Source organism: Nocardia sp. SSK8 (genome assembly GCF_037034205.1).
In the GTDB taxonomy this organism is placed as follows: Bacteria; Actinomycetota; Actinomycetes; order Mycobacteriales; family Mycobacteriaceae; genus Nocardia.
Map to the genome: position 1 here is coordinate 483,268 of NZ_JBAGKD010000001.1, position 21,245 is coordinate 504,512.

At 70.3% G+C, this 21,245-nt stretch carries 18 protein-coding genes; 15 read left to right on the forward strand and 3 right to left on the reverse strand.

Going from position 1 to position 21,245, the window contains the following annotated elements; translation table 11 throughout:
• Positions 1-2 precede the first annotated feature (2 nt).
• From mutM to WA675_RS02215, 6 genes are all read left to right on the forward strand, one after another.
• Entirely contained in the window at positions 3-863 is an 861-nt protein-coding gene (mutM, locus tag WA675_RS02190; RefSeq protein WP_336081434.1) for a bifunctional DNA-formamidopyrimidine glycosylase/DNA-(apurinic or apyrimidinic site) lyase, read from the forward strand.
• Positions 864-926: 63 nt separating this feature from the next.
• Positions 927-1,508, forward strand: a complete 582-nt coding sequence (locus tag WA675_RS02195) for a dihydrofolate reductase family protein (protein WP_336081435.1) — start codon at positions 927-929, stop codon at positions 1,506-1,508.
• Between the two features lie 3 nt (positions 1,509-1,511).
• Positions 1,512-2,549 carry a PHP domain-containing protein gene (locus WA675_RS02200; RefSeq protein ID WP_336081436.1) on the forward strand — a complete coding sequence of 346 codons (1,038 nt, stop codon included), beginning with the start codon at positions 1,512-1,514 and terminating at the stop codon, positions 2,547-2,549.
• Between the two features lie 93 nt (positions 2,550-2,642).
• Positions 2,643-4,127 (forward strand): PstS family phosphate ABC transporter substrate-binding protein, encoded by a 1,485-nt coding sequence (locus WA675_RS02205; RefSeq protein ID WP_336081437.1) that lies wholly within the window; start codon positions 2,643-2,645, stop codon positions 4,125-4,127.
• Positions 4,128-4,306: 179 nt separating this feature from the next.
• Entirely contained in the window at positions 4,307-5,461 is a 1,155-nt protein-coding gene (locus WA675_RS02210; RefSeq protein WP_336081438.1) for a glycosyltransferase family 4 protein, read from the forward strand.
• The gene (locus tag WA675_RS02215; protein WP_336081439.1) at positions 5,458-7,599 is read left to right on the forward strand and encodes an amylo-alpha-1,6-glucosidase; all 2,142 of its coding nucleotides are present in this window, start codon (positions 5,458-5,460) and stop codon (positions 7,597-7,599) included. Before WA675_RS02210 ends, WA675_RS02215 begins: the two co-directional genes overlap by 4 nt.
• Before the next feature lie 119 nt (positions 7,600-7,718).
• On the opposite strand, the gene WA675_RS02220 is transcribed toward WA675_RS02215, so the two are convergent.
• Together WA675_RS02220 and WA675_RS02225 are read right to left on the reverse strand one after the other, a co-directional pair.
• Complete coding sequence (locus tag WA675_RS02220; protein ID WP_336081440.1) at positions 7,719-9,593, reverse strand: serine/threonine-protein kinase; 1,875 nt, start codon at positions 9,591-9,593, stop codon at positions 7,719-7,721.
• A gap of 66 nt (positions 9,594-9,659) precedes the next feature.
• Positions 9,660-10,478 carry an FHA domain-containing protein gene (locus WA675_RS02225; protein WP_336081442.1) on the reverse strand — a complete coding sequence of 273 codons (819 nt, stop codon included), beginning with the start codon at positions 10,476-10,478 and terminating at the stop codon, positions 9,660-9,662.
• Positions 10,479-10,718: 240 nt separating this feature from the next.
• On the opposite strand from WA675_RS02225, the gene WA675_RS02230 reads away from it, so the two are divergent.
• The 8 genes from WA675_RS02230 (at position 10,719) to WA675_RS02265 (ending at position 18,902) form a co-directional block, all read left to right on the forward strand.
• On the forward strand, positions 10,719-11,162 hold the full coding sequence (locus WA675_RS02230) for an OsmC family protein (protein ID WP_336081443.1): 444 nt from the start codon (positions 10,719-10,721) through the stop codon (positions 11,160-11,162).
• Positions 11,159-11,464 carry an acylphosphatase gene (locus WA675_RS02235; RefSeq protein ID WP_336081444.1) on the forward strand — a complete coding sequence of 102 codons (306 nt, stop codon included), beginning with the start codon at positions 11,159-11,161 and terminating at the stop codon, positions 11,462-11,464. Before WA675_RS02230 ends, WA675_RS02235 begins: the two co-directional genes overlap by 4 nt.
• Before the next feature lie 181 nt (positions 11,465-11,645).
• Entirely contained in the window at positions 11,646-12,182 is a 537-nt protein-coding gene (locus tag WA675_RS02240; protein WP_442945552.1) for a hypothetical protein, read from the forward strand.
• Positions 12,182-13,345: a glutathionylspermidine synthase family protein gene (locus tag WA675_RS02245; protein WP_336081447.1), complete on the forward strand. Its 1,164-nt coding sequence runs from the start codon at positions 12,182-12,184 to the stop codon at positions 13,343-13,345. The genes WA675_RS02240 and WA675_RS02245 overlap by 1 nt, the downstream gene beginning before the upstream one ends.
• A 27-nt stretch (positions 13,346-13,372) precedes the next feature.
• A complete protein-coding gene (locus WA675_RS02250) occupies positions 13,373-13,828 on the forward strand; it encodes a DUF350 domain-containing protein (RefSeq protein ID WP_336081449.1) in 456 nt (151 codons plus the stop codon).
• Between the two features lie 83 nt (positions 13,829-13,911).
• Positions 13,912-14,394 (forward strand): DUF1707 SHOCT-like domain-containing protein, encoded by a 483-nt coding sequence (locus WA675_RS02255; RefSeq protein ID WP_336081450.1) that lies wholly within the window; start codon positions 13,912-13,914, stop codon positions 14,392-14,394.
• A gap of 169 nt (positions 14,395-14,563) precedes the next feature.
• Positions 14,564-18,199 carry a chromosome segregation protein SMC gene (gene smc, locus WA675_RS02260; protein WP_336081452.1) on the forward strand — a complete coding sequence of 1,212 codons (3,636 nt, stop codon included), beginning with the start codon at positions 14,564-14,566 and terminating at the stop codon, positions 18,197-18,199.
• Between the two features lie 67 nt (positions 18,200-18,266).
• The gene (locus WA675_RS02265) at positions 18,267-18,902 is read left to right on the forward strand and encodes an HAD family acid phosphatase (RefSeq protein ID WP_336081453.1); all 636 of its coding nucleotides are present in this window, start codon (positions 18,267-18,269) and stop codon (positions 18,900-18,902) included.
• Between the two features lie 28 nt (positions 18,903-18,930).
• On the opposite strand, the gene WA675_RS02270 is transcribed toward WA675_RS02265, so the two are convergent.
• Positions 18,931-19,320: a DUF2237 family protein gene (locus WA675_RS02270; RefSeq protein WP_067448994.1), complete on the reverse strand. Its 390-nt coding sequence runs from the start codon at positions 19,318-19,320 to the stop codon at positions 18,931-18,933.
• A 155-nt stretch (positions 19,321-19,475) separates the two neighbouring features.
• Here WA675_RS02270 and ftsY point away from each other — a divergent pair, with 155 nt between their 5' ends.
• A complete protein-coding gene (gene ftsY, locus WA675_RS02275; protein WP_336081456.1) occupies positions 19,476-21,041 on the forward strand; it encodes a signal recognition particle-docking protein FtsY in 1,566 nt (521 codons plus the stop codon).
• The last annotated feature ends 204 nt before the right edge of the window (positions 21,042-21,245 follow it).

Genomic DNA, 21,245 nt, shown 5'->3' on the forward strand with positions numbered 1-21,245 from the left:
CTGTGCCCGAACTGCCCGAGGTCGAGGTGGTGCGGCGCGGTCTGGCCGAACACGCCGTCGGGCGTGCCATCGAGAATATCGTCGTCACCCACCCGCGGGCCGTGCGCAGGCATGCCGCGGGTGGTGCCGATCTGGCGGCCCGGCTCACCGGGCTGCGCATCGACGCCGCCCAGCGCCGCGGCAAGTACCTGTGGCTCACCTTCGACGAGCCCGACGCTGCCCTGATCGTGCACCTCGGGATGAGCGGGCAGATGCTCGTGCGACCTGCGGGCGCCCCGGTCGAGAAGCACGCCCACATCCGCGCCGGGCTCGGTGACGGCACCGAGCTGCGCTTCGTCGACCAGCGCACCTTCGGCGGCTGGGCGCTCGGCGAGCTCGTCGAGGTGGACGGCACCGTGGTGCCCGACGCGGTCGCCCACATCGCCCGCGACCCGCTGGACCCGCTGTTCGACCGCGAGGCCGTGGTCGCCGCGATCCGCGCCAAGAACACCGAGATCAAGCGGGTGCTGCTGGATCAGACCGTGGTCTCGGGGATCGGCAACATCTACGCCGACGAGGCGCTGTGGCGGGCCGGGCTGCACGGCACCCGCGTCGCCGCGGACCTGACCCGGCCGGTGGTGCGCACCCTGCTCGACGGCGTCACCGCGGTCATGAGCGAAGCGCTGGCCGTCGGCGGCACCTCCTTCGACGCGTTGTATGTGAATGTGAACGGCGAATCCGGCTATTTCTCCCGCTCACTGGCCGCGTACGGGCGCGAGAACGAACCGTGCGATCGGTGTGGCGCGCTGCTGGTGCGTGAGCAATTCATGAACAGATCGTCGTTTTCCTGCCCCAAGTGTCAGCGGAAGCCCCGCCGCCGCTGATCCGGGCGCGCTACCGTTTCTACTGACGGGTCGTGACCGGCCGGGTCCGTGCAGGAGGACGTTATGCGCAAGCTGACCTATTTCGTGGCATCGACGATCGACGGGTTCATCGCCGCCGAGGACGGGACACTGGATTTCTTCCCCGTCGGCGGCGACCACGGTCCCTCGATCATCACCCAATACCCCGAGACGCTGCCGACCAAGGTGCGCGAGGCACGCGGCATCGCGGCGGGCAATGTCTACTTCGACACCGTGATCATGGGCCGCAAGACCCACGACTTCGGCGTGCGGACCGGCACGGCCAGCCCGTACGAGCATCTGCGCCAGTACGTGGTGTCGACGACGCTGCCCGAATCGCCCGCGCCCGGCGTCGAGGTGATCGGGTCGGATCCGGTGGCGGCGGTGCGGGCGCTCAAACGCGAAGCGGGGCTGGGGATCTGGCTCTGCGGTGGCGGTGAGCTCGCCCAGACGCTGCTGCCCGAGATCGACCAGGTGTTCCTCAAGCTGTATCCGGTGGTGCTGGGCACCGGTAGGCCGCTGTTCGGCGGCGGGGCGAAACTGCCCGCGCCGGAACGGTTCCGGGTGATCACCAGCCGGGTCTACGCCGACGGTGTGGCGTTCCTGAAGTACGGCCGGATCAGGTAGCCGATGACGGCGGCGGGCAGTCCCGGTCCGATCGCGGCGCTGCGCGAGATCGCGTTCTGGCTCGAACGCGGGCGCGCCGAGACGCACCGGGTGAAGGCCTATCGCCGGGCCGCCGACGTGCTGTCCGGCCTGTCCGCCGCCGAATTCGCCGCCCGCGCCCGCGACCACAGCTGGCGCGACCTGGCCGGGATCGGCCCCAAGACCGCCGCGGTCATCGAACAGGCCGAAGCCGGTGCCGTGCCGGACGCGCTCGCCGACCTGCGCGCCGCCGCCGAACCGATCGCCCCGGCCGGGGTGGAGCTGCGCAAGGCCCTGCGCGGCGATCTGCACACCCATTCGGACTGGTCCGACGGTGGCAGCCCGATCGCGGAGATGATGGCGGTGGCCGCCGCGCTCGGGCACGAATACTGCGCGCTGACCGATCATTCACCCCGGCTGAAGGTCGCCAACGGCCTGTCCGCCGAGCGGTTGCGCCGCCAGCTCGACGTGGTCGCCGAGCTCGACGAGCGGATGGCGCCGTTCCGCGTTCTCACCGGCATCGAGGTCGACATCCTCGACGACGGCACCCTCGACCAGGACCCCGAGCTGCTGGACCGCCTCGACATCGTGGTGGCCAGCGTGCACTCGCACCTGCGCGACGACAGCGCCACCATGACCACACGGATGGTCCACGCCGTCGCGAACCCGCGCGTCGACATCCTCGGGCACTGCACGGGCCGCCTCGTCGAGGGCGGGCGGGGCACCCGGCCGGAGTCGAGTTTCGACGCCGAACTCGTCTTCGAGGCCTGCCGCCGGTTCGGCACGGCCGTCGAGATCAACAGCAGGCCCGAACGGCGGGACCCGCCGGGGCGGCTGATCGAGCTGGCCGTGGAGATGGGTTGCTACTTCAGCATCGACACCGACGCGCACGCCCCCGGGCAGCTGGACTGGCAGGGCTACGGCTGTGAACGCGCGCTCGCGCACGGGGTCGAGGCCGCCCGGGTGATCGACACCTGGCCGGTCGGGGAGCTGCTCGCCTGGACGGCGGCGCCCGGCCGGTGAAGTCTGGCCGAACATCCGATGTCGGCCCGGTTCGGGGCGGATCCGGCTGGTAGACATACGGATACGCGGGACCGGTGCGAGGTGGGGTGGGCGATGGGCGAGTTTCCGATCGATATCGTCCTGTCGCTGATCGGTCTGGTCGTCGCGGTCGCCGCCTTCCTGCGCGAGTTCGTCTTCGTCGGGCGCAAGCGGCTGGGCTATCGGGTGCAGATGAACACCCCGGCCAGCCGGATCCTGGCGGACCCCAACGCGGCGCCCACCCCGAATTCCGCGGCGGCGCCGCCGCGCTCGGTGGTGCTGATCCGGATTGAGAACGACGGCAACGCCACCATCGAGGACCGCGACTACGGCACCTCGGGCAGGCCGCGGCTGTCGCTGCCGCAGCACCGGGTGAGCGTGGTCGAGGTCACCGAGCGGGTCGACCAGTCCGGGGCGCCGGTGCAGCCGCTGAGCCCCGCGCTGCGCGGCATCGCCGCGGGCACCGACGACGATGGGCACGCCGAGATCGTGCTGCCCGCCGAGCGGCTCGAACGCGGTGAGCACTACAAGGTGCTGGCCGTGCTGGAGGGACCCGCGCCCGATCCACTGGACCGCAATGCCACCAAGGTCATCCAGAAGGTCGGCAGTCTCGAGGGTGGCCGGTTCGTGCTCACCTCGAGCGGGTCGCGGCGCGAACCCGCGCTGCTCGGACTGAGCGTATTCCTGGCCCTGGTCGTGATGACCCAATTGCTGGTGGCCGTGCTCCGCCCCGACCCGCCGCCGCGCGACTGCGCCGGGGGCGATCTCACCGTCGTCGGGTCCACCGCGCTCGCCCCGGCCATCCGCGAGGCCGCCGACACCTACGAGAGGACCTGCACCGCAGCCCATTTCACCTTCGACTTCACCGGCACCGAACCGGGCCTGCGCGCGCTGACCCTGGCCGGGCCGACCAGCGGGATGCTCGCCATCGGCGACGGCAGCAAGGGCACCTCGTTCGCCGCGCTCACCGAACACCCGCTCGCGCGCGGCTCGTTCTCGATGGTGGTGCACCCGGGGGTCGGCCTGCGTGATCTGAGCACCAGCCAGATCCGCGACCTCTATCGCGGAAACGTCCGCAACTGGAACGAGATCGGCGGACCCGACCTGCCGGTGGTGCTGATCGACCGCACCGCGGGCTCCGGGACCCGCCGGGCGCTCGAGGCCCGGCTGCTCGAGGAGAACCGGAAGGTGTTCCGCTACACCAGCTGCGTCGGGATGGCGCCGGGTGGGGCGCAGTGCGAGGTGGACGTCACCGAGGAAGTGGCTACGTTCGTTGCCAAAATACCCGGCGCGGTGGGCTATCTGGAGACCTCGTCGGTGGGCGCCGATGTGCTGGCGGTGTCGATCGACGGTGTCGCGCCGACGCCGGAGACGGTACGCGCGGGGACCTATCCGTTCACCGGGGTGGAATACGCGTACACCCACGGACCGGTCGCCGGTGATTCGCTGGTCGCTCAGTTTCTGGACTATCTGACCCGGGGTAAGGCCAGGCTCACCATGATCGAGTTCGGCAACATACCGTGCACCGACCAGCCGGAACCGAAATTCTGTACGCCGTAGACCGCCCTTGACGGCGGAATCTCCTGTCGCGGCGGGAAATCGCCGACACAAATTCATGGGCGAACGCTGGTTTACTCTCCGGTAGCGGGGTACGTTCCATGACGGCCACTCTGGTGCGCATTCCGGCCATCTCTTGTTCAACGCAAGTGTTGCGAGGTTGTGTCCCTGGAAGGAAGGTCATGAGTGCAGACATGTCGGCAATGTCGCCGGCCGGGTTCTTCGAGAATCCACTGCGTATCGCGATGGTTGTTCCCCCGTATTTCGATGTTCCCCCCAAGGCGTACGGCGGCGTGGAAGCCGTAGTCGCCGACCTGGTCGACTCGCTGTGTGAGCGCGGCCATCACGTCACCCTGTTCGGCGCGGGCGAGCCGGGAACCAAGGCGAACTTCGTCCCGCTGTGGGACCGGATCCAGCCCGAGCGGCTGGGCGATCCGTTCCCCGAGATCGTGCACGCGCTGCGGGTCCGCCGCGCGATCGAGCGCCTGGCCGAGGAGGAGGGTGTCGATCTGGTGCACGACCACACCTTCGCCGGTCCGCTCAACGCGCCCGCCTACGCGGATCTGGGCCTGCCGACAGTGGTCACCGTGCACGGGCCGGTGCAGGACGACTGCTACCGGTACTACCGCGAACTGGGCCAGGAGTGCTCGCTGGTGGCCATCAGCGACCGCCAGCGCGCGCTGGCCCCCGACCTGCCGTGGGCGGGCCGGGTGCACAACGCGCTGCGCCCCGAACAGTGGCCGTACCAGACCGAAAAGCAGGACTACGCCCTGTTCCTCGGCCGGTTCAGCGCCGACAAGGGCCCGCACCTGGCGCTCGACGCCGCGCACGCGGCGGGCATTCCGCTGATCCTGGCGGGCAAGTGCAGCGAGGCCCCGGAGAAGGCCTACTATGAGGAGTTCGTCGCCCCCCGGATGACCGACGCGGATCAGATGTTCGGCCTCGCCGACGCGGCGGCCAAGCGTAAACTGCTGTCCGGAGCTCGGTGTCTGCTGTTCCCCATCCGCTGGGAGGAGCCGTTCGGCATGGTGATGATCGAGGCGATGATCTGCGGCACGCCCGTGGTGGCGTTGCGCGGTGGCGCGGTGAGCGAGGTGGTGGTCGACGGGGTCACCGGGCGGATCTGTGACGATCCGAGCGAATTGCCCGCCGCCATCGCCGAAGTGTCCACCTACGACCCGGCCGCCTGCCGGGCCCATGTGGTCGACCACTTCGGCGCCGACACCTTGGGCCGTGGCTACGAGCAGGTGTACCGGCAGCTGCTGGCGCGCACCACGATCGGTGTCGGCGACACCTACGAGCTGCCGGTGCCCGTCGGGGCCAGCGGGCGCGCATGAGTCAGGACGAGGCGTCGCCGAGCCCGCTCAACGCGGGGGAACCCGCGGGGCTCGGCGGCAGCGGGGGCAATGTCACCCTGGTCGAAGGCGGCACCTTCTGCCTGTCCGACCGGCTCGGTGACATCGAGCCGGGCAAGCCGCAGGGCCTGTTCTTCCGGGACGCCCGGGTGATCTCGCGCTGGGAACTGATGATCGACGGCAAGCGCCCCGAGCCGCTGTCGGTACTGAGCCCGGAGGCCTTCGCGGCGCGGTTCGTGCTGCGCAGGCCGCCGCAGCAGGGCCGGGCCGACAGCACCCTGCTGGTGGTGCGCGACCGGCTCGTCGCCGACGGCATGCACGAGCTGATCACCCTGGACAATATGAGCCGCGAGGCGACGGCGGTGGTGCTGGAACTACACGTCGACGCCGATTTCGTGGACCTGTTCTCGGTGAAGGAAGGGCGGATGGGCAGCCACCGCTCGGAGATGACCACCTCCGACGGCGAACTGCTGCTGCACGACCGCACCGATCTCTCCCGCGGGCTGGCGCTGACCTCCACCATCGAGCCGATGGTGTTGCCCGGCACCATGATCTGGCGCGTGGTGGTGCCCGCCGGTGGGCGCTGGCAGACCGAGATCACCGCCGCCCCGGCCGGTGCGGCGCAGCGCCCGCAGACCCAGGGCACGCCCAAGGAGCGCTACCGGGCCAGCGAACCGGTGCGCAAGATCCAGGCCTGGCGGGCCACCGCCACCGACATCACCGCCGATTCCGGCCTGCTCAACCGGGTGCTGCGGCGCAGCGAGAGCGATCTGGGCGCCCTGCAGATCCACACCGATTCCGGCACCGGCAGGCCGTTCGTCGCGGCGGGCGCGCCCTGGTTCATGACGCTGTTCGGCCGCGACTCGCTGCTCACGGCCTGGATGTCGCTGCCGCTGGAAACCGATCTGGCCCTGGGCACCTTGCAGCAGCTGGCCGAATTGCAGGGGCAGACGGTCGATCCGCTGGTGGAGGAGGAGCCCGGGCGGATCATGCACGAGATGCGGCGTGGACCGGCCGTCGGGCAGGTGCTGGGCGGGCAGATCTACTACGGCACCGTCGACGCCACCCCGCTGTTCGTCATGCTGCTGGCCGAATGTCTGCGCTGGGGCGCCGAACCGGCCTCGATCGCGACGCTGCTGCCCGCCGCCGACGCCGCGATCGGCTGGATCACCGATTTCGGTGACCGCGACGACGACGGTTTCGTGGAGTACGTGCGCGCCACCGATCGCGGCCTGATCAACCAGGGCTGGAAGGACAGCTTCGACGGCATCAACGACGCCGCGGGGCACATCGCGCAGGCGCCGATCGCGCTGTGCGAGGTGCAGGGCTACGTCTACGCGGCCTACCTGGCCCGCGCCGAACTGGCCGACGCCTTCGACGATCCCGCGCTGGCCACCCGGATGCGCGAACGGGCCGCCGAACTGCGGACCAAGTTCGCCGAGCAGTTCTGGCTGCCGCACTACGGCTGGTACGCGGTGGCGCTCGACGGCAGCAAACGCCAGATCGACGCGCTCACCAGCAATGCCGCGCACTGCCTGTGGTCGGGTATCGCCACCGACGAGCACGCCGAGATCCTGATCCGCAATCTGGCCACCGCGGAGATGGATTCGGGCTTCGGGCTGCGCACCCTGGCCTCGAACATGGGTGCCTACAACCCGATGAGCTATCACTGCGGCTCGATCTGGCCGCACGACACGGCGATCGCGGTCGCCGGACTCATGCGGTACCAGCACGTGCCGGGCGCGGTCGAACTGGCGACCAAGCTCTCCGCCGGATTGCTCGACGCCGCAGCGGCATTCGACGGCAGGCTCCCCGAGCTGTTCTGCGGCTTCCCGCGCGCCCGGTTCCAGGCGCCGGTGCCCTATCCCACCTCCTGTTCGCCGCAGGCCTGGGCGAGCGCGGCACCCCTGCTGCTGGTGCGCTCGTTCCTCGGACTGGATCCCGACATCCCCGCCAAGACCCTCACCGTGCGCCCGCGAGTGCCCGCGTCCTGGGGTTGTGTGCGGATGTCGGAGTTCCGGCTCGGCGAGGTGACCGTCGATCTGGAGGTCTGCGGGTCGACGGTGACGGTGACGGGTCTGCCCGACGGGTGGGCGTTGATCACCGACGAAAACCGTTAGCGCACGGCAGGATCGGGGCCGGATCTCGCCCGCAACCGGCCCCGTCCCGGTCCGCTCGGGACCGGGAAGCGGTCGTCCAGGGCGAGATCGAGCCTCGACGGCGTGCGCCGCGGTGGCCGTCAGAGGTAGCGGATGCAATAGGTGAGCGAGCCCCCGTGGAATGACAAGGAGGCATGTCCGCCGCATCCGGACACCGATCGTGTGGTACGCAGGGCAACGAAGTTTCCGGGCGAGCACGACGCCGGGAGGACGGGACCAGCGGGGTCGGTCAGGCGGTAACAATAGTTGGCGACCATAAAGACGGTGAGGCACAGGCCGTAATCCTCATCGACAATGAAGCCATCTTTCGAATTCGGGCATTCCCAGTCGGGGTTGTCTGGATGCAATATCGCCTTGACCCTGTAGGGGCGGTCTCCGTTCTCGCAGTCGGAACCAGCGCGCGTCAGATTCCCGGTCGCGTTCAACGCAATGCAGTCTCCCACCAACGCGCGCGGTCGCGACCGCCCCACCGGTACTGTCGTTGTCACCGCCGTGCTCCGGTCGATGGCCGAGGTCGCCGATGCCGATGTGGTGGGTCGGCGGGTGGTCGTCGGGGTATCCGAGCTGCTGCGCTCCGCCGGTGTCGTGCTCGGCGACGCCGTTCCGGTGTAGGCGGCCTGCTCGTCCGACGCCTGGGTCGTTCTGTACGCACTGGGTGTCGCGCCGTCGACGTGGCTCCTGCCGTTCGCCCATATGCCCATGACCATGAGAGGCAAGACCAGGAGGACCACAAAGCCCACCTCCCACCTTTGTCCGAGTTTGATCTGCCGATCGCTCAGCCCTGGCAGCATCGGTTCCGTCAATCGGTGGCGTATCGGAGACTTCGCGGGCAGCGTGCTCCGGTGAACTCCGCTGTTGTGAGCGCGTGCCGACCTCATGCCCGAGGTGGGAGGGGACGATGCGGAGTGCTCACCCGCGCTACCGGTCGTGATCGGCTGAGCCTGTTCGGTCGGTGACCGGTGGACGTTGTCGGCATCCGGCCACGAAGCGGGAACCCACCGCTTTGCCGCTGTCTCCGCGGGCACCCGCGTCGTACCTGTCGCGGGAGGCTTCGGTGCAGTGGCCGTGGGCGCGGCCGGAGTGGCGGAGGTGCCGCCGGATCCGGGCTGATCGGCCACGCTCGTGAGTGATCGTCGCGCCGCCTCGATCAGTTCGGCGCAGCTCGCGTACCGATCGTCGGGATCCTTGGCCAGGGCCTTCGCGATGACGACATCGAGTGCCGCGGGAAGGTCCGGCCGGAGGGCGTGCGGTGACGGCGGGTCGGCGCGAAGGTGCGCGCCCATGACCGCGGCCTGGGTATCGAGCGGGTACGGAGTCTGTCCGGTGAGAAGTTCGTGAAGGGTGCAGCCCAGGGAATAGATATCCGCCCGGTGATCGACCTCGCTGCCCAGGAACCTCTCGGGCGCCGCATAGGCGAAGGTCACCGCGATCGCCGAGGCCGTCGCTGTCGCGTCGAGCGCGCGGGCGATCCCGAAATCGCCCAGCACCGCACGCAACCCACCGCGGGGCGCCGGTTCGATCAGCAGGTTCGCCGGTTTGACATCGCGGTGCAGGATTCCCTGGGAATGGGCGTAGTCCAGTGCCTCGGCAGCGTCGGACAGCAGTCGCAGCACCAATTCGGGTGCCAATCCCCGCGGCGAATCAGCGAGCAGCGCCTTGACATCGCCGCCGGGGACAAGGCCCATCGACAACCACAATTCCGGTTCGCCGGGCTTGCTGCGGTCGTAGATGGTGACAATGTTGGGGTGCCGGAGATCGGCCACCAACTCCGCCTCCCGGTCGAAAGCGCGACGGGCGTCCGCATTACCGGCGAGGACGTCGGCGAGAACCTTCAACGCGACGCGGCGCTTGCTGAGCCGCGGGTGCAGAGCCAGATACACGATGCCCATCCCGCCGACGCCGAGAATGTCTTCGATGATGTATCCGGCGAATGTGTCCCCTGGTCGCAGGGCCATTTTCTCGCACCTCTGTGTCGCCGAGGCGGATCTCGTCGCCGTCGTGGAGATTTCGTCGAGCTACCGTCACACCGGCGCGGCCGGGTCGTCGTCGAGGGTGCTGCCGAGCCTCCGGAGATCTGCCGGTGCCAGTGTCGCAGATCGTAGCAATGCCTGGATGAGATTGTGGTTCAAGGTATTACCGACAGGTTCGCCGATTCCGTCCTCGATCCGGATCCCCTCGACAGGCTCGGGGGCCATCGACAGCCGCTCCCGCACCACACCGACGATGTAGGCCACAGTCCTGGGCGACCACAGCCGCTCGTCCGGGCCGCTGTTCAGCTCTTCGGCCACCTGCCGCCACGACAGGGGCTGCGGATAGCGTTCCTGGCGCAGATACCGTTGGGCGAGCGCGGTCAGCACCAATTTCTCGTCCGAGCTCAAGGGATACGCCTTCGGGGGCACGGTGCGGCTGTGCTGTCGCTCGGTGGACTTCCCGGTGTGGGCACGGACCACATGAACTTCCAGCAGGTGCGGCCGGTCCTTCCTGGATCCGATGAACATCGGCGTGTAGCCGGGTGCGACGGCCCGCTGCTGGCCGTGCAGCAGCAGCCCTTCGCCGGGGAACTCGATCGGCAGTTGTCCCCAGTTACTGACCCGCCACTGCTGTCCGTCGTACTCGAAGACACCGTGTCTGCGGCTGACCCGCTCGTCATCGACCCCGATGGGGACATGGACATCGTCTCGGGATCGGCCGAAGTACAGCCGGAATTCCCGCGGCGGGACGGCATAACCGCCGTCGGTCCCCAGCGCGAAGATCGTGCCCAGCGGCGCGGCTGGGACCCCTCCTGCCAAACTCCGCATCGAGCTCGACAACACCTGCGGCACGAAACCGTCGCGGGCCATCGCATCATCCTTCCGTCGAAACCGCCGCCCGAACGGTATCGGAGCACCCTCGGTACCCCTCGCAAATCGGACATCGGATCCACGCTGCGGTTCGCCGGGCGCTGCTCTGCTGACCGAAGCGGGGATGGTGTGCCACTGCCGGGAGGGAACGTGGGCCGGGTCACTGGTCCGGAATGCGGTCACCGGTGTGGGTGTTCCCAGGCGTGAGGTGTCCCCGAGGCGAATGGCAGGATCAGGACTATGGCTGAGCAGAACACACCCGTGACCACCGCGCCGACCGAGCTGTGGGTCGAGCGCACCGGAACCCGCGCCTACACCGGTCGTAGTTCGCGGGGGGCCGAGGTGCTGATCGCCTCGCAGGGGGTCGAGGGGGCGTTCACGCCGGGAGAGCTGCTCAAGATCGCGCTGGCCGCGTGCACGGGGCTGAGCTCGGATCTGCCGCTCTCGCGGCGGCTCGGGGACGACTTCGACGCGACCATCCGGGTCTCGGGTGACGCCGATCGGGAGAACGAGGTGTACCCGCAGCTCGACGAGATCATGGAGCTGGATCTGTCCGAGCTCGACGAGGCCGCGCGCGAGCGGCTGCTGGTCACCGTGCAGCGCGCGGTGGACAAGGTGTGCACCGTGGGCCGCACCCTGAAGGCGGGCGCCAAGGTGAGCCTGAACTTCGACATCGACGCATGAGCGAGGCCCCGGTCCGGCTCAGCGCCTGGGTGCACGGGTACGTCCAGGGGGTGGGGTTCCGCTGGTGGACCCGTTCGCGCGCACTGGAACTCGGCCTGGTCGGTTACGCGCGCAACCATCGCGACGGGCGCGTGCACGTGGTCGCCGAAGGCAGCCGAACGGCGGGCGAGAAATTGCTGGAGCTGCTACGGTCCGGCGCAGTGGACCAGGGTGCGCACGCCGCACCGCCTGGCCGGGTGGACCTTGTTGTGGAAAGCTGGGAGCCCGCGCGGGGCGACATGACGGGATTCGAGGAGCGCTAGTGGTGACTTCGGGGGCAAGGGGGCGGCAGCGGTGAGCACACAGAACCCGCCGCCGCCCGATCGGCCCGGCGAGGGCGAGTCCGGACAGTCACCCTGGTCACCGCCCGATCCGGGCGCGGGCTGGCCGCCGATGCCGCAGCAGCCGCCCGGTCCGCCCGCGGGCGAGCCCCGGCCCGGCCGGATGGAGCGCCAGGAGGCGGGCACCACCCAGCCCCGGCCGCCGACGGTCGCCGAGGCACGGGCCCGCGACAAGGCGCGCAGGCAGGCCGAACAGGCCCAGCGTGCCGCCGCCGAGGCCGAGGAGGCCAAGCGGCGCACCAGGAAACGCGTGATGATGGGCGGCGTCGCCGTGGTCGGCGTGGCCGCGCTGGTCGGCGGCGGGTATCTGGCCTATCGCGCGGTCGCGGCGCCGGAGCAGGTCACCGCGTCGTGCGTGCAGGTCGACGAGAACGGCAACGAGGTCGTCGTCGCCGACGAGTACTGCGGTGACGGCAAGACCAATTTCCGCAGCGACACCAGCCACGGGGGCGGCGGCAGCCTGATCCTGCTGGGCTGGCCGCAGTACCGGTACCACTACGGCGGCACCCCTACCATCGGCAAGCCGCCCAGTGGCGGCAGCTCGGTGAAACCGCGCAACGCCGAGATCAAGACCAAGTCCGGCACCACGATTCAGCGGGGTGGCCTGGGCAGCAAGTCCACGGGCGGGAGCGGATCCTGATGCGGCGCACGGTGAGTACTCCCCGGCCGGGCTGGCAGCAGATCATCGAGAGTCAGGGGCTGGTCTACGGCGCGCCCGGTCGCGACGCCAGCGGTCAGCCGCGCCCGTACTGGGACGAATCGGTGCACTACGAGTTCTCGATGGACGAGATCCTCGCGCTGGAAGCCGATGTGGAACTGCTGCAGTCGATGTGCCTGCACGCGGCCGAGCACGTGGTGCTCACCGAGCGCTTCGCCGATTTCGGTCTGCCGGAATGGAGCTGGGGGCCGATCACCGAATCCTGGCGGCGCAGCGACCCGTACGTCTACGGCCGCTTCGATCTGCGCTACGACGCCCGGCGCCCGGCCAAACTGCTCGAATACAACGCCGACACCCCCACCTCGCTGCTCGAGGCCGCGATCATCCAGTGGCACTGGCTGCAGCAGGTGTATCCCGGTGGCGACCAATGGAATTCGCTGCACGAGAAGTTGGTGGAGCGCTGGACCGAGCTGCGCGGCGTGCTGGCGGGCACCGAACTGCACTTCACCTGGTCCGGCGCCGACGCCACCGGCGAGGACAACGTCACCACCGCCTATATGCAGGAGACCGCGGCCGAGGCTGGGTTCGACACCGTCGCGCTGCCGATCGAGGAGGTCGGCTTCGATCTCGAGCTGAACCGGTTCGTCGATCTGGCCGAGGCCCCGATGGAGGCGGTCTTCAAGCTGTATCCGTGGGAGTGGATCCTCGACGACGATTTCGGCAAGCGCGTCGTGGCGAGCCTGCCCGCCACCGCCTGGGTCGAACCGCTGTGGACGACGCTGCTCAGCAACAAGGCGATCCTGGCGATCCTGTGGGAGATGTACCCGGGCCACCCCAATCTGCTGCCCGCCTACCTCGACGACCCACACGAGCTCACCGAGTACATCCGCAAACCCAAGCTCGGCCGCGAGGGCGCCAATATGACCATCGTCGGCGCCGGGATGGAGACCGCGACCGGTGGCGTCTACGGCGACGAGGGTTTCGTCTACCAATTGCTCGACCCGCTCCCGGAGTTCGACGGCATGCGCCCGGTGCTGGGCGCCTGGGTCGTCGGCGACACCGCGGCCGGGCTCGGCATCCGCGAGACCGCGGGCCTGATCACCGATGACGGCGCGGCGTTCGTGCCGCACCGCATCGTCGACTGACACCACCACCTGTTCGAAAGGACCACGATGACCGCCCTCGCCCTCGACTCGGGGTATTGGAGTGCACTCGGTGAAGGCGTCGGCGCCATCATCCTGTACTGCCTGATCGGCCTGGCGCTGATGCTGATCGGCTTCTTCGCCATCGACCTGACCACCCCGGGCAAACTGCGCGACCTGGTGGTCGGCGGCAAACCGAACGCGCTGATCGTCTCGGCCGCTGGCATGATCAGCATGGCCTTCATCGTGGTGTTCGCGGTGCTCGCGACCGGCGGGGTGAACAAGCTGACCGAGGGGCTGATCGCGGCCGTGGTGTACGGCCTGGTCGGCATCATCGCGCAGGTGATCTCGGTGCGCATCATCGAGAAGGTCACCGGCATCGACATCGGCCGCACCCTGCACGCGGAGACCTACACCCCGGAGGTGCTGGTGGTCGCCGCCGCGCACTTCGCCCTCGGTCTCGTGGTGGCCTTCGCGATCCTCTGACCTGCGACGGGTTGACATCACACAGTGGAGGGTGGACGCTGGAAACAGCAGACCACTGTGAGGGTGACCGAGAGGACGTCGGCATGGATATCAGCCCGGGTACACGCGCGTCCGACGCCGAACGCGACGCGATCGTCGCCCAGCTGGGCACGCATCTCGCCGACGGGCGGCTCGACCTGGCCGAATACGACCAGCGCGTCGCCAAGGTCTACGCGACCACCACCCGCGATGAGCTCGCCGTGGTGCTCTCCGACCTGCCCGCCGTGGCGACTCCGCAACCCGCCGCCCCCGCGCGGGTCCGCTCCGGCAAACGCCTCCCGGTCTGGCAGCGCATCGAGGCGGGCAGCTGGCTCGGCGTGAGCGCGATCGTGGTGACCATCTGGGCGCTGGTCTCGCTCTCGGCGGGCGAACTCACCTACTTCTGGCCGATGTGGGTGATCGGCCCGTGGGGCGCGGTGCTGGTGTTCCGCATGGTCACCGGGTGGGAGTCGCAGTCCTGCGGGACCGGCTCGGCGCCGCGATCGCACAAGGTCACCAAGCACCTCGATCCGCACAATCCGCACTGACCCCGGCCGAATCGCAGCCACGCGGGCCGGAGGTGTCGCCGTCTTCGGATAGGCTCACGCGAGCACCCGGGTCATCGGCCGGTTAACCGGCCCGGCCCGACCATCGCCGACCGCGTGTTCTCTCCTGCCCGCGCCCAGGTCTGGCCCGATTCGCGGAGAGGGGCACAGCTTGCACCTGAAGAGCCTGACGTTGAAGGGTTTCAAGTCCTTCGCCTCCGCGACCACCCTGCGCTTCGAACCCGGCATCACCTGCGTCGTCGGGCCCAACGGGTCCGGCAAGTCCAATGTCGTCGACGCGCTCACCTGGGTGATGGGCGAGCAGGGCGCCAAGGCGCTGCGCGGCGGCAAGATGCAGGACGTCATCTTCGCCGGGACCAGCGGGCGTGCCCCGCTCGGGCGCGCCGAGGTGACGCTGACCATCGACAACTCCGACGGCGCGCTGCCGATCGACTACGCCGAGGTGTCGATCACCCGGCGCATGTTCCGCGACGGCGCGGGCGAATACGAGATCAACGGCAGCAGCTGCCGGTTGATGGACGTGCAGGAATTGCTCTCGGACTCCGGCATCGGGCGCGAGATGCACGTCATCGTGGGGCAGGGGCAGCTCTCGGCGATCCTGGAGTCGCGGCCCGAGGACCGGCGCGCCTTCGTCGAGGAGGCCGCGGGCGTGCTCAAGCACCGCAGGCGCAAGGAGAAGGCGGTCCGCAAGCTCGACGCGATGCAGGCCAATCTCGCCCGGCTCACCGACCTCACCACCGAACTGCGCCGCCAGCTCAAACCGCTGGGCAGGCAGGCCGAGGTGGCCCGGCGCGCGCAGACCGTGCAGGCCGACCTGCGCGACGCCCGGCTGCGCCTGGCCGCCGACGACCTGGTCACCCGGCGCGGCGAACTGGAATCGCAGCTGAGCAAAGAGGCCTACGCCCGCGAGCAGCAGATCACCGTGCAGACCGAGCTGGATGCCGCCAACGCCGCGCTGGCCCAGCAGGAGTTCCAGCTGTCGAGACTGAGCCCGAGTGCCGACGCGGCCGCGCAGACCTGGTTCCAGCTCTCCGCGCTGGCCGAGCGGGTCAACGCCACCATCCGCATCGCCGGGGACCGGGCCCGCCACCTCGACACCGAGACCCCGGTGGGCACCGGCCGCGACCCCGAACAGCTCGAGGCCGAGGCCGACCGCATCGAGGCCGAGGAAGCCGAACTCCGCTATGCGGTGGAGATGGCCGCCGAGACCCTCGAGGCCGCCCGCGAGGCCCTCGCCGATCGCGAGCACGCCGCCAAGGCCGCCGAGCAGGCCCACCTGGCCGCCGTGCGCGCCATCGCCGACCGGCGTGAGGGTCTGGCCCGGCTCGCCGGTCAGGTCGAGACCCTGCGCACCAGGGCCCAGTCGGTCGACGCCGAGATCGCGCGCCTGTCGGTCGCCATCGCCGACGCCCGGCACCGCGGCGAGACCGCCCAGGTTGAATACGACGCCGTGCAGGACGAACTCGGCGAACTGGACGCGGGGGAGAAGGGCCTCGACGCCCAGCACGAACACGCCGTCGCCGCGCTCGAACTCGCCGACGAACGGGTGCGCGAACTGCGGGAACAGGACCGTGAGGCGAGCAAACTCGTCGCCCGGCTCGGGGCCCGCATCGAGGCGCTCTCGATGAATCTGGCCCGCAAGGACGGCGCGGCCTGGCTGCTCGAACACGGGGTCACCGGGCTCGGCGGCCGGTTGTCCGGCGAACTGCGGGTGCGCGCGGGATTCGAGGCCGCGGTCGCCGCGCTGCTGGGCCCGCTCGCCGACGCCGTCACCGCCGAGACCGCCACCGCCGCCGACGCGGCCGTGCGCGAACTGCGCTCCGGCGACGGCGGCCGGGTGGCCTTCGTCTTCGCCACCGAGGGTGTGGTGCCCGCCGAACCCGGTGCGCTGCCCGCGGGCGCGACCTGGCTGGCCGCGGTCATCGACGGCGCCGATCAGGTGCGTCCGGCCCTGGCCGCGCTCACCGCCGGGGTGGCCGTCGTCGACGATCTGGCGGCCGCCACCGCGCTCGTCGCGCAGCGTCCGGAACTGCGGGTGGTCACCCGCGACGGCGATCTCGCCGGGTCGGGCTGGATCGTCGGCGGGTCGGAGCGGATGCCCAGTCAGCTCGAGGTGCAGGCCGAGATCGATGCCGCCACCGCCGAATTGGCCGCCGCGCAGCGCCGCGCCGAGGAGCTGGAAGCCGCGCTGGCCGGGGCGCTGGCCGAGCAGACCGACCGCAAGGACGCGGCCGACCACGCGCTGATGGCGTTGCACGAGTCCGATCAGGCCCTGCTGGCCATCTACGACCGCCTCGCCCGCGTCGGCCAGGCCGCCCGCGCGGCCCAGACCGAAGGCGAACGGCTCGCCGGGCAGCGCGGCGAGGCCGAGGCCGCGCGGGAGAAGTCGCTGGCCTCGCTCGCCGAGCTCGAGGACCGGCTGCGGCACGCCGAGATCGAACACGGCGACGACGACAGTGTCGGCGCCGCGAGCACCGAGAGCGCCGGACGCGCCAGGGAGGAGGCCGCGGCCGCGCTGGCCGAGGCCCGCACCATGGAGGTCGAGGCCCGGCTGGCCGTGCGCACCGCCGAGGAACGCGCGGAATCGGTGCGCGGCAAGGCGGATTCGCTGCGCCGCGCCGCCCGTGCCGAACGCGAGACCCGGGCCCGCGCCGAACGCGCCCAGGCCGCCCGCCGCCGCGCCGCCGCGGTGGCCGCCGCCGTCGCCGAGTCCGGCGCGAAGATCGCCCACGAGCTCGAGCAGGTCGTCGCCGCCGCGGCCGCGCGCCGCGACGAACTGGTGCGCAGGCGCGGGGAATGCGCCGCCGCGCTGGAACAGGTGAAGGAACGGGCGCGGGTGCTCACCACCCAGCTGGCCCAGCTCACCGACGCGGTGCATCGCGACGAGGTGGCCAAGGCCCAGGCGGCGCTGCGGATCGAGCAGCTCGAGACCACCATCGCCGAGCAGTTCGGTATCGCGCTGGCCGACCTGGTGGCCGAATACGGTCCCGATGTGCCGCTGCCGCCCTCGGCCCTGGAACTCCAGGAGTACGAGGACGCCAAGGAGCGCGGCGAGCAGGTGAGCGCACCCCAGCCGATGCCCTACGACCGCGCCACCCAGGAACGCCGGGCCAAGCGCGCCGAGAAGGACCTCACCACCCTCGGCAAGGTGAATCCCCTGGCGCTCGAGGAGTTCGCCGCGCTCGAGGAGCGCTACAACTTCCTGGCCACCCAGCTCGAGGACGTCAAGAACGCGCGCAAGGACCTCCTCGACGTGGTCGCCGAGGTCGACGCGCGCATCCTGCAGGTGTTCACCGAGGCCTATGCCGATGTCGAGCGCGAATTCGTCGGTGTCTTCGCGAAGCTGTTCCCCGGCGGCGAGGGCAGGCTGGTGCTCACCGACCCCTCGGACATGCTCACCACCGGCATCGAGGTCGAGGCGCGGCCGCCGGGCAAGAAGGTCAAGCGCCTCTCGCTGCTCTCCGGTGGCGAGAAGTCGCTGACCGCGGTGGCCCTGCTGGTGAGCATCTTCCGGGCCCGGCCGTCCCCGTTCTATGTGATGGACGAGGTCGAGGCCGCCCTGGACGATACCAATCTGCGCCGCCTGATCGGCCTGTTCGAGCAGCTGCGCGAGAAGAGCCAGCTGATCGTGATCACCCACCAGAAGCCGACCATGGAGATCGCCGACGCGCTCTACGGCGTGAGCATGCGCGGCGACGGCATCACCCAGGTGATCTCGCAGCGGCTCAACCGGGTCGACACCGCGCCGTCGGCCGAGCCGGAATCGGTCGGCGCACCCGCGACCTAGTCCCACTGGGCGGGAGGCGGAACTGTAACGCGTTATCGTGGCGCGGACCGGTTGATAGCGTCCGATGATGAAACCTGTTACAGCAGCTGTCGCCGCGGGGATCGCGGTCGCGCTCCTCGCTTCCGTGCCCGCCGCCCACGCCGAGACCGGGTCGTCCACGCTCTCCGGTGACAGCGGATCGTCGTCGATGTCGGGCTCGAAGACCGAGCTGCCGCCCTACGCGCAGTGGATCGGCGAGATCGTGCCCGTCGTGGCGGAGGCCAGGACCTACCTGGAGACCCGGCTGCCCGGCGCGACCCGGCCCGCGATCGTGTTCGACATCGACAACACCTCGCTCGAGACCACCTACCACACCGGCGTGATCATCCCGGCGATCCAGCCGGTGCTCGAGCTCGCCACCTGGGCCAAGAGCAAGGGCGCCGCGATCATCTTCGTCACCGGCAGGCCGGGCCTGGTCAATGCCTACTCGCGGCTGAACCTGAGCTCGGTCGGCTACCCGGTGGACGACCTGTACGGCAGCGCACCGACCACGCTGTCGGCCGGTGACGCCGGACTCGCCGACTACAAGACCGCCACCCGGGCCGCGATCGAGAAGCAGGGCTACACGATCGTCGCCAATATCGGCAACAGCGCCACCGATCTGTCCGGTGGCCACGCCGAGCGCACCTTCAAGTTCCCGGACTACGACGGCGCGCTCAACTGAGCTCGGCGCACCGGTACGGCGGCGCCGTCTACAGCAGGTCGCTCACGTCGTCGGGGACATCGACCGCGTATTTGCGCAGGATGTCCACCGAGATCACTTCGAGGGCGTTCTCATGGGTGGCGGCCAGCACGACCGGTGCGGCGACCCCGTCCTCGTGGGCGTGCAGCCAGCGCACGGCTACCACGCACCAGCGGTCGCCCGGCTGCAGGCCGGGAAAGTTGTTCTCCGGGCGCGGGGTGCTCAGATCGTTGCCGATCGAGGCCTGATGCTCCAGGAATTCCGCCGTCACGACGGTGCACACGGTGTGGCTGCCGAGATCCTCCGGACCGGTGCTGCAGCACCCGTCCCGGTAGAAGCCCGTGAGAGGATCGGCGCCGCACTCTTCCAGCGGCCCCCCAAGCACGTTTCGATCGGTCACGCCGCCGATCCTATGGGGATTGCGCCAGAAGTTCCGCAGGACAACGAATCTGTAGTGTTTCCCCGGCGTGCCGACGGGCCGCGAAAGGCCGCGTCGACCTGCTCCGCCGACGCCGCCGACGTGCCCGCCCACGCTGCCCGAATAGACTCGGCCGGGTGAGTTCGCAAGCGTGGATCCTGATCGCCGCGATCGCCGCCGTGCTGTTGGTGGCGCTCGTCGCGGGTTTCGTCCTGTACAAGCGGCGCCAGATCTCCTTGGCCCCGCCCGAGCCGGACAAGGAGCTGACCGATCGGTCCGGTGGGTATACCGCGGCCGGGGGCTTCAGCTTCAGTCAGGGCGGCTCGGCGCCGACCCTGCCGCGCCCGGAACCGGCCGGGGAGCGCACCGACGACGAGGGCCAGCCGCACATCGGCGACGACGCGGCCGTCCCGCGCGACGCCCCGCGCCGCGGCATCACCGATGTGCCGCTGCCCGAGGCCGATGTGCGGGCCGCCGAGACCGTGGTGGTACCCGACGACCTGAGTGGCCTCGACACCGCCCCCAGCGATACGGCCCCGGCCGAGGCCGCGTCCGCGCCCACCGAGACCGCCCCCGTCGACACCGCGCCCACCGAGACCGCTCCGGCCGAGACGGCCCCCGCCGAGACCGCGCCCCCCGCCGGTACCGCCCCCGCCGAGACCGCTCCGGTCGAGGCCGCGCCGCCCACCCCGGCCGCTCCGGTCGAGACGAAGCCCGCCACCCCCGCGGCCCCCGCCGAGGCCGATGCCGTCGCCACCGCGATCGAAGAGATCGACCCCACCACCGGCCGCCTCGAGCGCCTGCGCGGGCGCCTGTCGCGCTCGCAGAACGCCGTCGGCAAGAGCCTGCTCGGCCTGCTCGGCGGCGGCGACCTCGACGAGGACTCCTGGGAGGAGATCGAGGACACCCTGGTCCTGGCCGATATCGGCACCGCCAGCACGGCCAAGATCGTCGAGCGCCTGCGCGAGGAGATGGCCGCGCGCAGCGTGCGCACCCCCGAACAGGCCAGGACCGCCCTGCGCGACGTGCTGATCGAGGCCCTGCGCCCGGAGCTGGACCGGTCCATCCACGCGCTCCCGCATGCCGAACATCCGGCGATCCTGCTGGTGGTCGGCGTCAACGGCACCGGCAAGACCACCACCACCGGCAAGCTGGCCCGGGTGCTCGTCGCCGACGGGCGCCGGGTGCTGCTCGGCGCCGCCGACACCTTCCGCGCCGCCGCCGCCGACCAGCTGCAGACCTGGGGTGAGCGGGTCGGCGCCGAGACCGTGCGCGGCAAGGAGGCCGCCGATCCGGCCGCTGTCGCCTTCGACGCGGTCAGCGCGGGCATCGACCGCGGCGTCGACGCCGTCCTGGTCGACACCGCGGGCCGCCTGCACACCAAGACCGGCCTGATGGACGAGCTGGGCAAGGTCAAGCGGGTGGTGGAGAAGAAGGCCGCGGTCGACGAGGTGCTGCTGGTCCTGGACTCCACCGTCGGCCAGAACGGCCTGATGCAGGCGCGGGTGTTCGCCGACGTCGTCGACATCACCGGTGTGGTGCTCACCAAGCTGGACGGCACCGCCAAGGGTGGCATCGTCTTCCAGGTCCAGCACGAGCTGGGCGTTCCGGTGAAACTGGTCGGTCTCGGCGAGGGTGCCGACGATCTGGCCCCGTTCGAGCCCGGCGCCTTCGTCGACGCGCTGCTGGGCGGCAACTCCTAGCCTCACCCTGCCCGCCCGGTCCCCGCGACCGGGCGGGCAGTGCCGTCCACCAGGGCGAACAGCGGCCAGCGGCCCGCCCGCGAACGCGGGGCGAACCCCACTTCGCAACACAGCTCACCGTGAGGGTCGAAGGTGTGGCCAAGCCGACGAAACCTGGAAGCAACACAACTCGGCTATCCGTTCACGCAGGTGAAACACCACAGC

What these genes read in the sequence shown, in the direction of transcription:
- WA675_RS02230 (WP_336081443.1), top strand. Translation starts at nt 10,719, where the DNA reads ATGGCTGAGCAGAACACACCCGTGACCACCGCGCCGACCGAGCTGTGG.
- WA675_RS02250 (WP_336081449.1), top strand. Translation starts at nt 13,373, where the DNA reads ATGACCGCCCTCGCCCTCGACTCGGGGTATTGGAGTGCACTCGGTGAA.
- WA675_RS02245 (WP_336081447.1), top strand. Translation starts at nt 12,182, where the DNA reads ATGCGGCGCACGGTGAGTACTCCCCGGCCGGGCTGGCAGCAGATCATC.
- WA675_RS02265 (WP_336081453.1), top strand. Translation starts at nt 18,267, where the DNA reads ATGAAACCTGTTACAGCAGCTGTCGCCGCGGGGATCGCGGTCGCGCTC.
- WA675_RS02220 (WP_336081440.1), bottom strand. Translation starts at nt 9,593, where the DNA reads ATGGCCCTGCGACCAGGGGACACATTCGCCGGATACATCATCGAAGAC.
- WA675_RS02215 (WP_336081439.1), top strand. Translation starts at nt 5,458, where the DNA reads ATGAGTCAGGACGAGGCGTCGCCGAGCCCGCTCAACGCGGGGGAACCC.
- WA675_RS02210 (WP_336081438.1), top strand. Translation starts at nt 4,307, where the DNA reads ATGAGTGCAGACATGTCGGCAATGTCGCCGGCCGGGTTCTTCGAGAAT.
- WA675_RS02200 (WP_336081436.1), top strand. Translation starts at nt 1,512, where the DNA reads ATGACGGCGGCGGGCAGTCCCGGTCCGATCGCGGCGCTGCGCGAGATC.
- WA675_RS02225 (WP_336081442.1), bottom strand. Translation starts at nt 10,478, where the DNA reads ATGGCCCGCGACGGTTTCGTGCCGCAGGTGTTGTCGAGCTCGATGCGG.
- WA675_RS02240 (WP_442945552.1), top strand. Translation starts at nt 11,646, where the DNA reads ATGGAGCGCCAGGAGGCGGGCACCACCCAGCCCCGGCCGCCGACGGTC.
- WA675_RS02195 (WP_336081435.1), top strand. Translation starts at nt 927, where the DNA reads ATGCGCAAGCTGACCTATTTCGTGGCATCGACGATCGACGGGTTCATC.
- WA675_RS02235 (WP_336081444.1), top strand. Translation starts at nt 11,159, where the DNA reads ATGAGCGAGGCCCCGGTCCGGCTCAGCGCCTGGGTGCACGGGTACGTC.
- WA675_RS02255 (WP_336081450.1), top strand. Translation starts at nt 13,912, where the DNA reads ATGGATATCAGCCCGGGTACACGCGCGTCCGACGCCGAACGCGACGCG.
- WA675_RS02205 (WP_336081437.1), top strand. Translation starts at nt 2,643, where the DNA reads ATGGGCGAGTTTCCGATCGATATCGTCCTGTCGCTGATCGGTCTGGTC.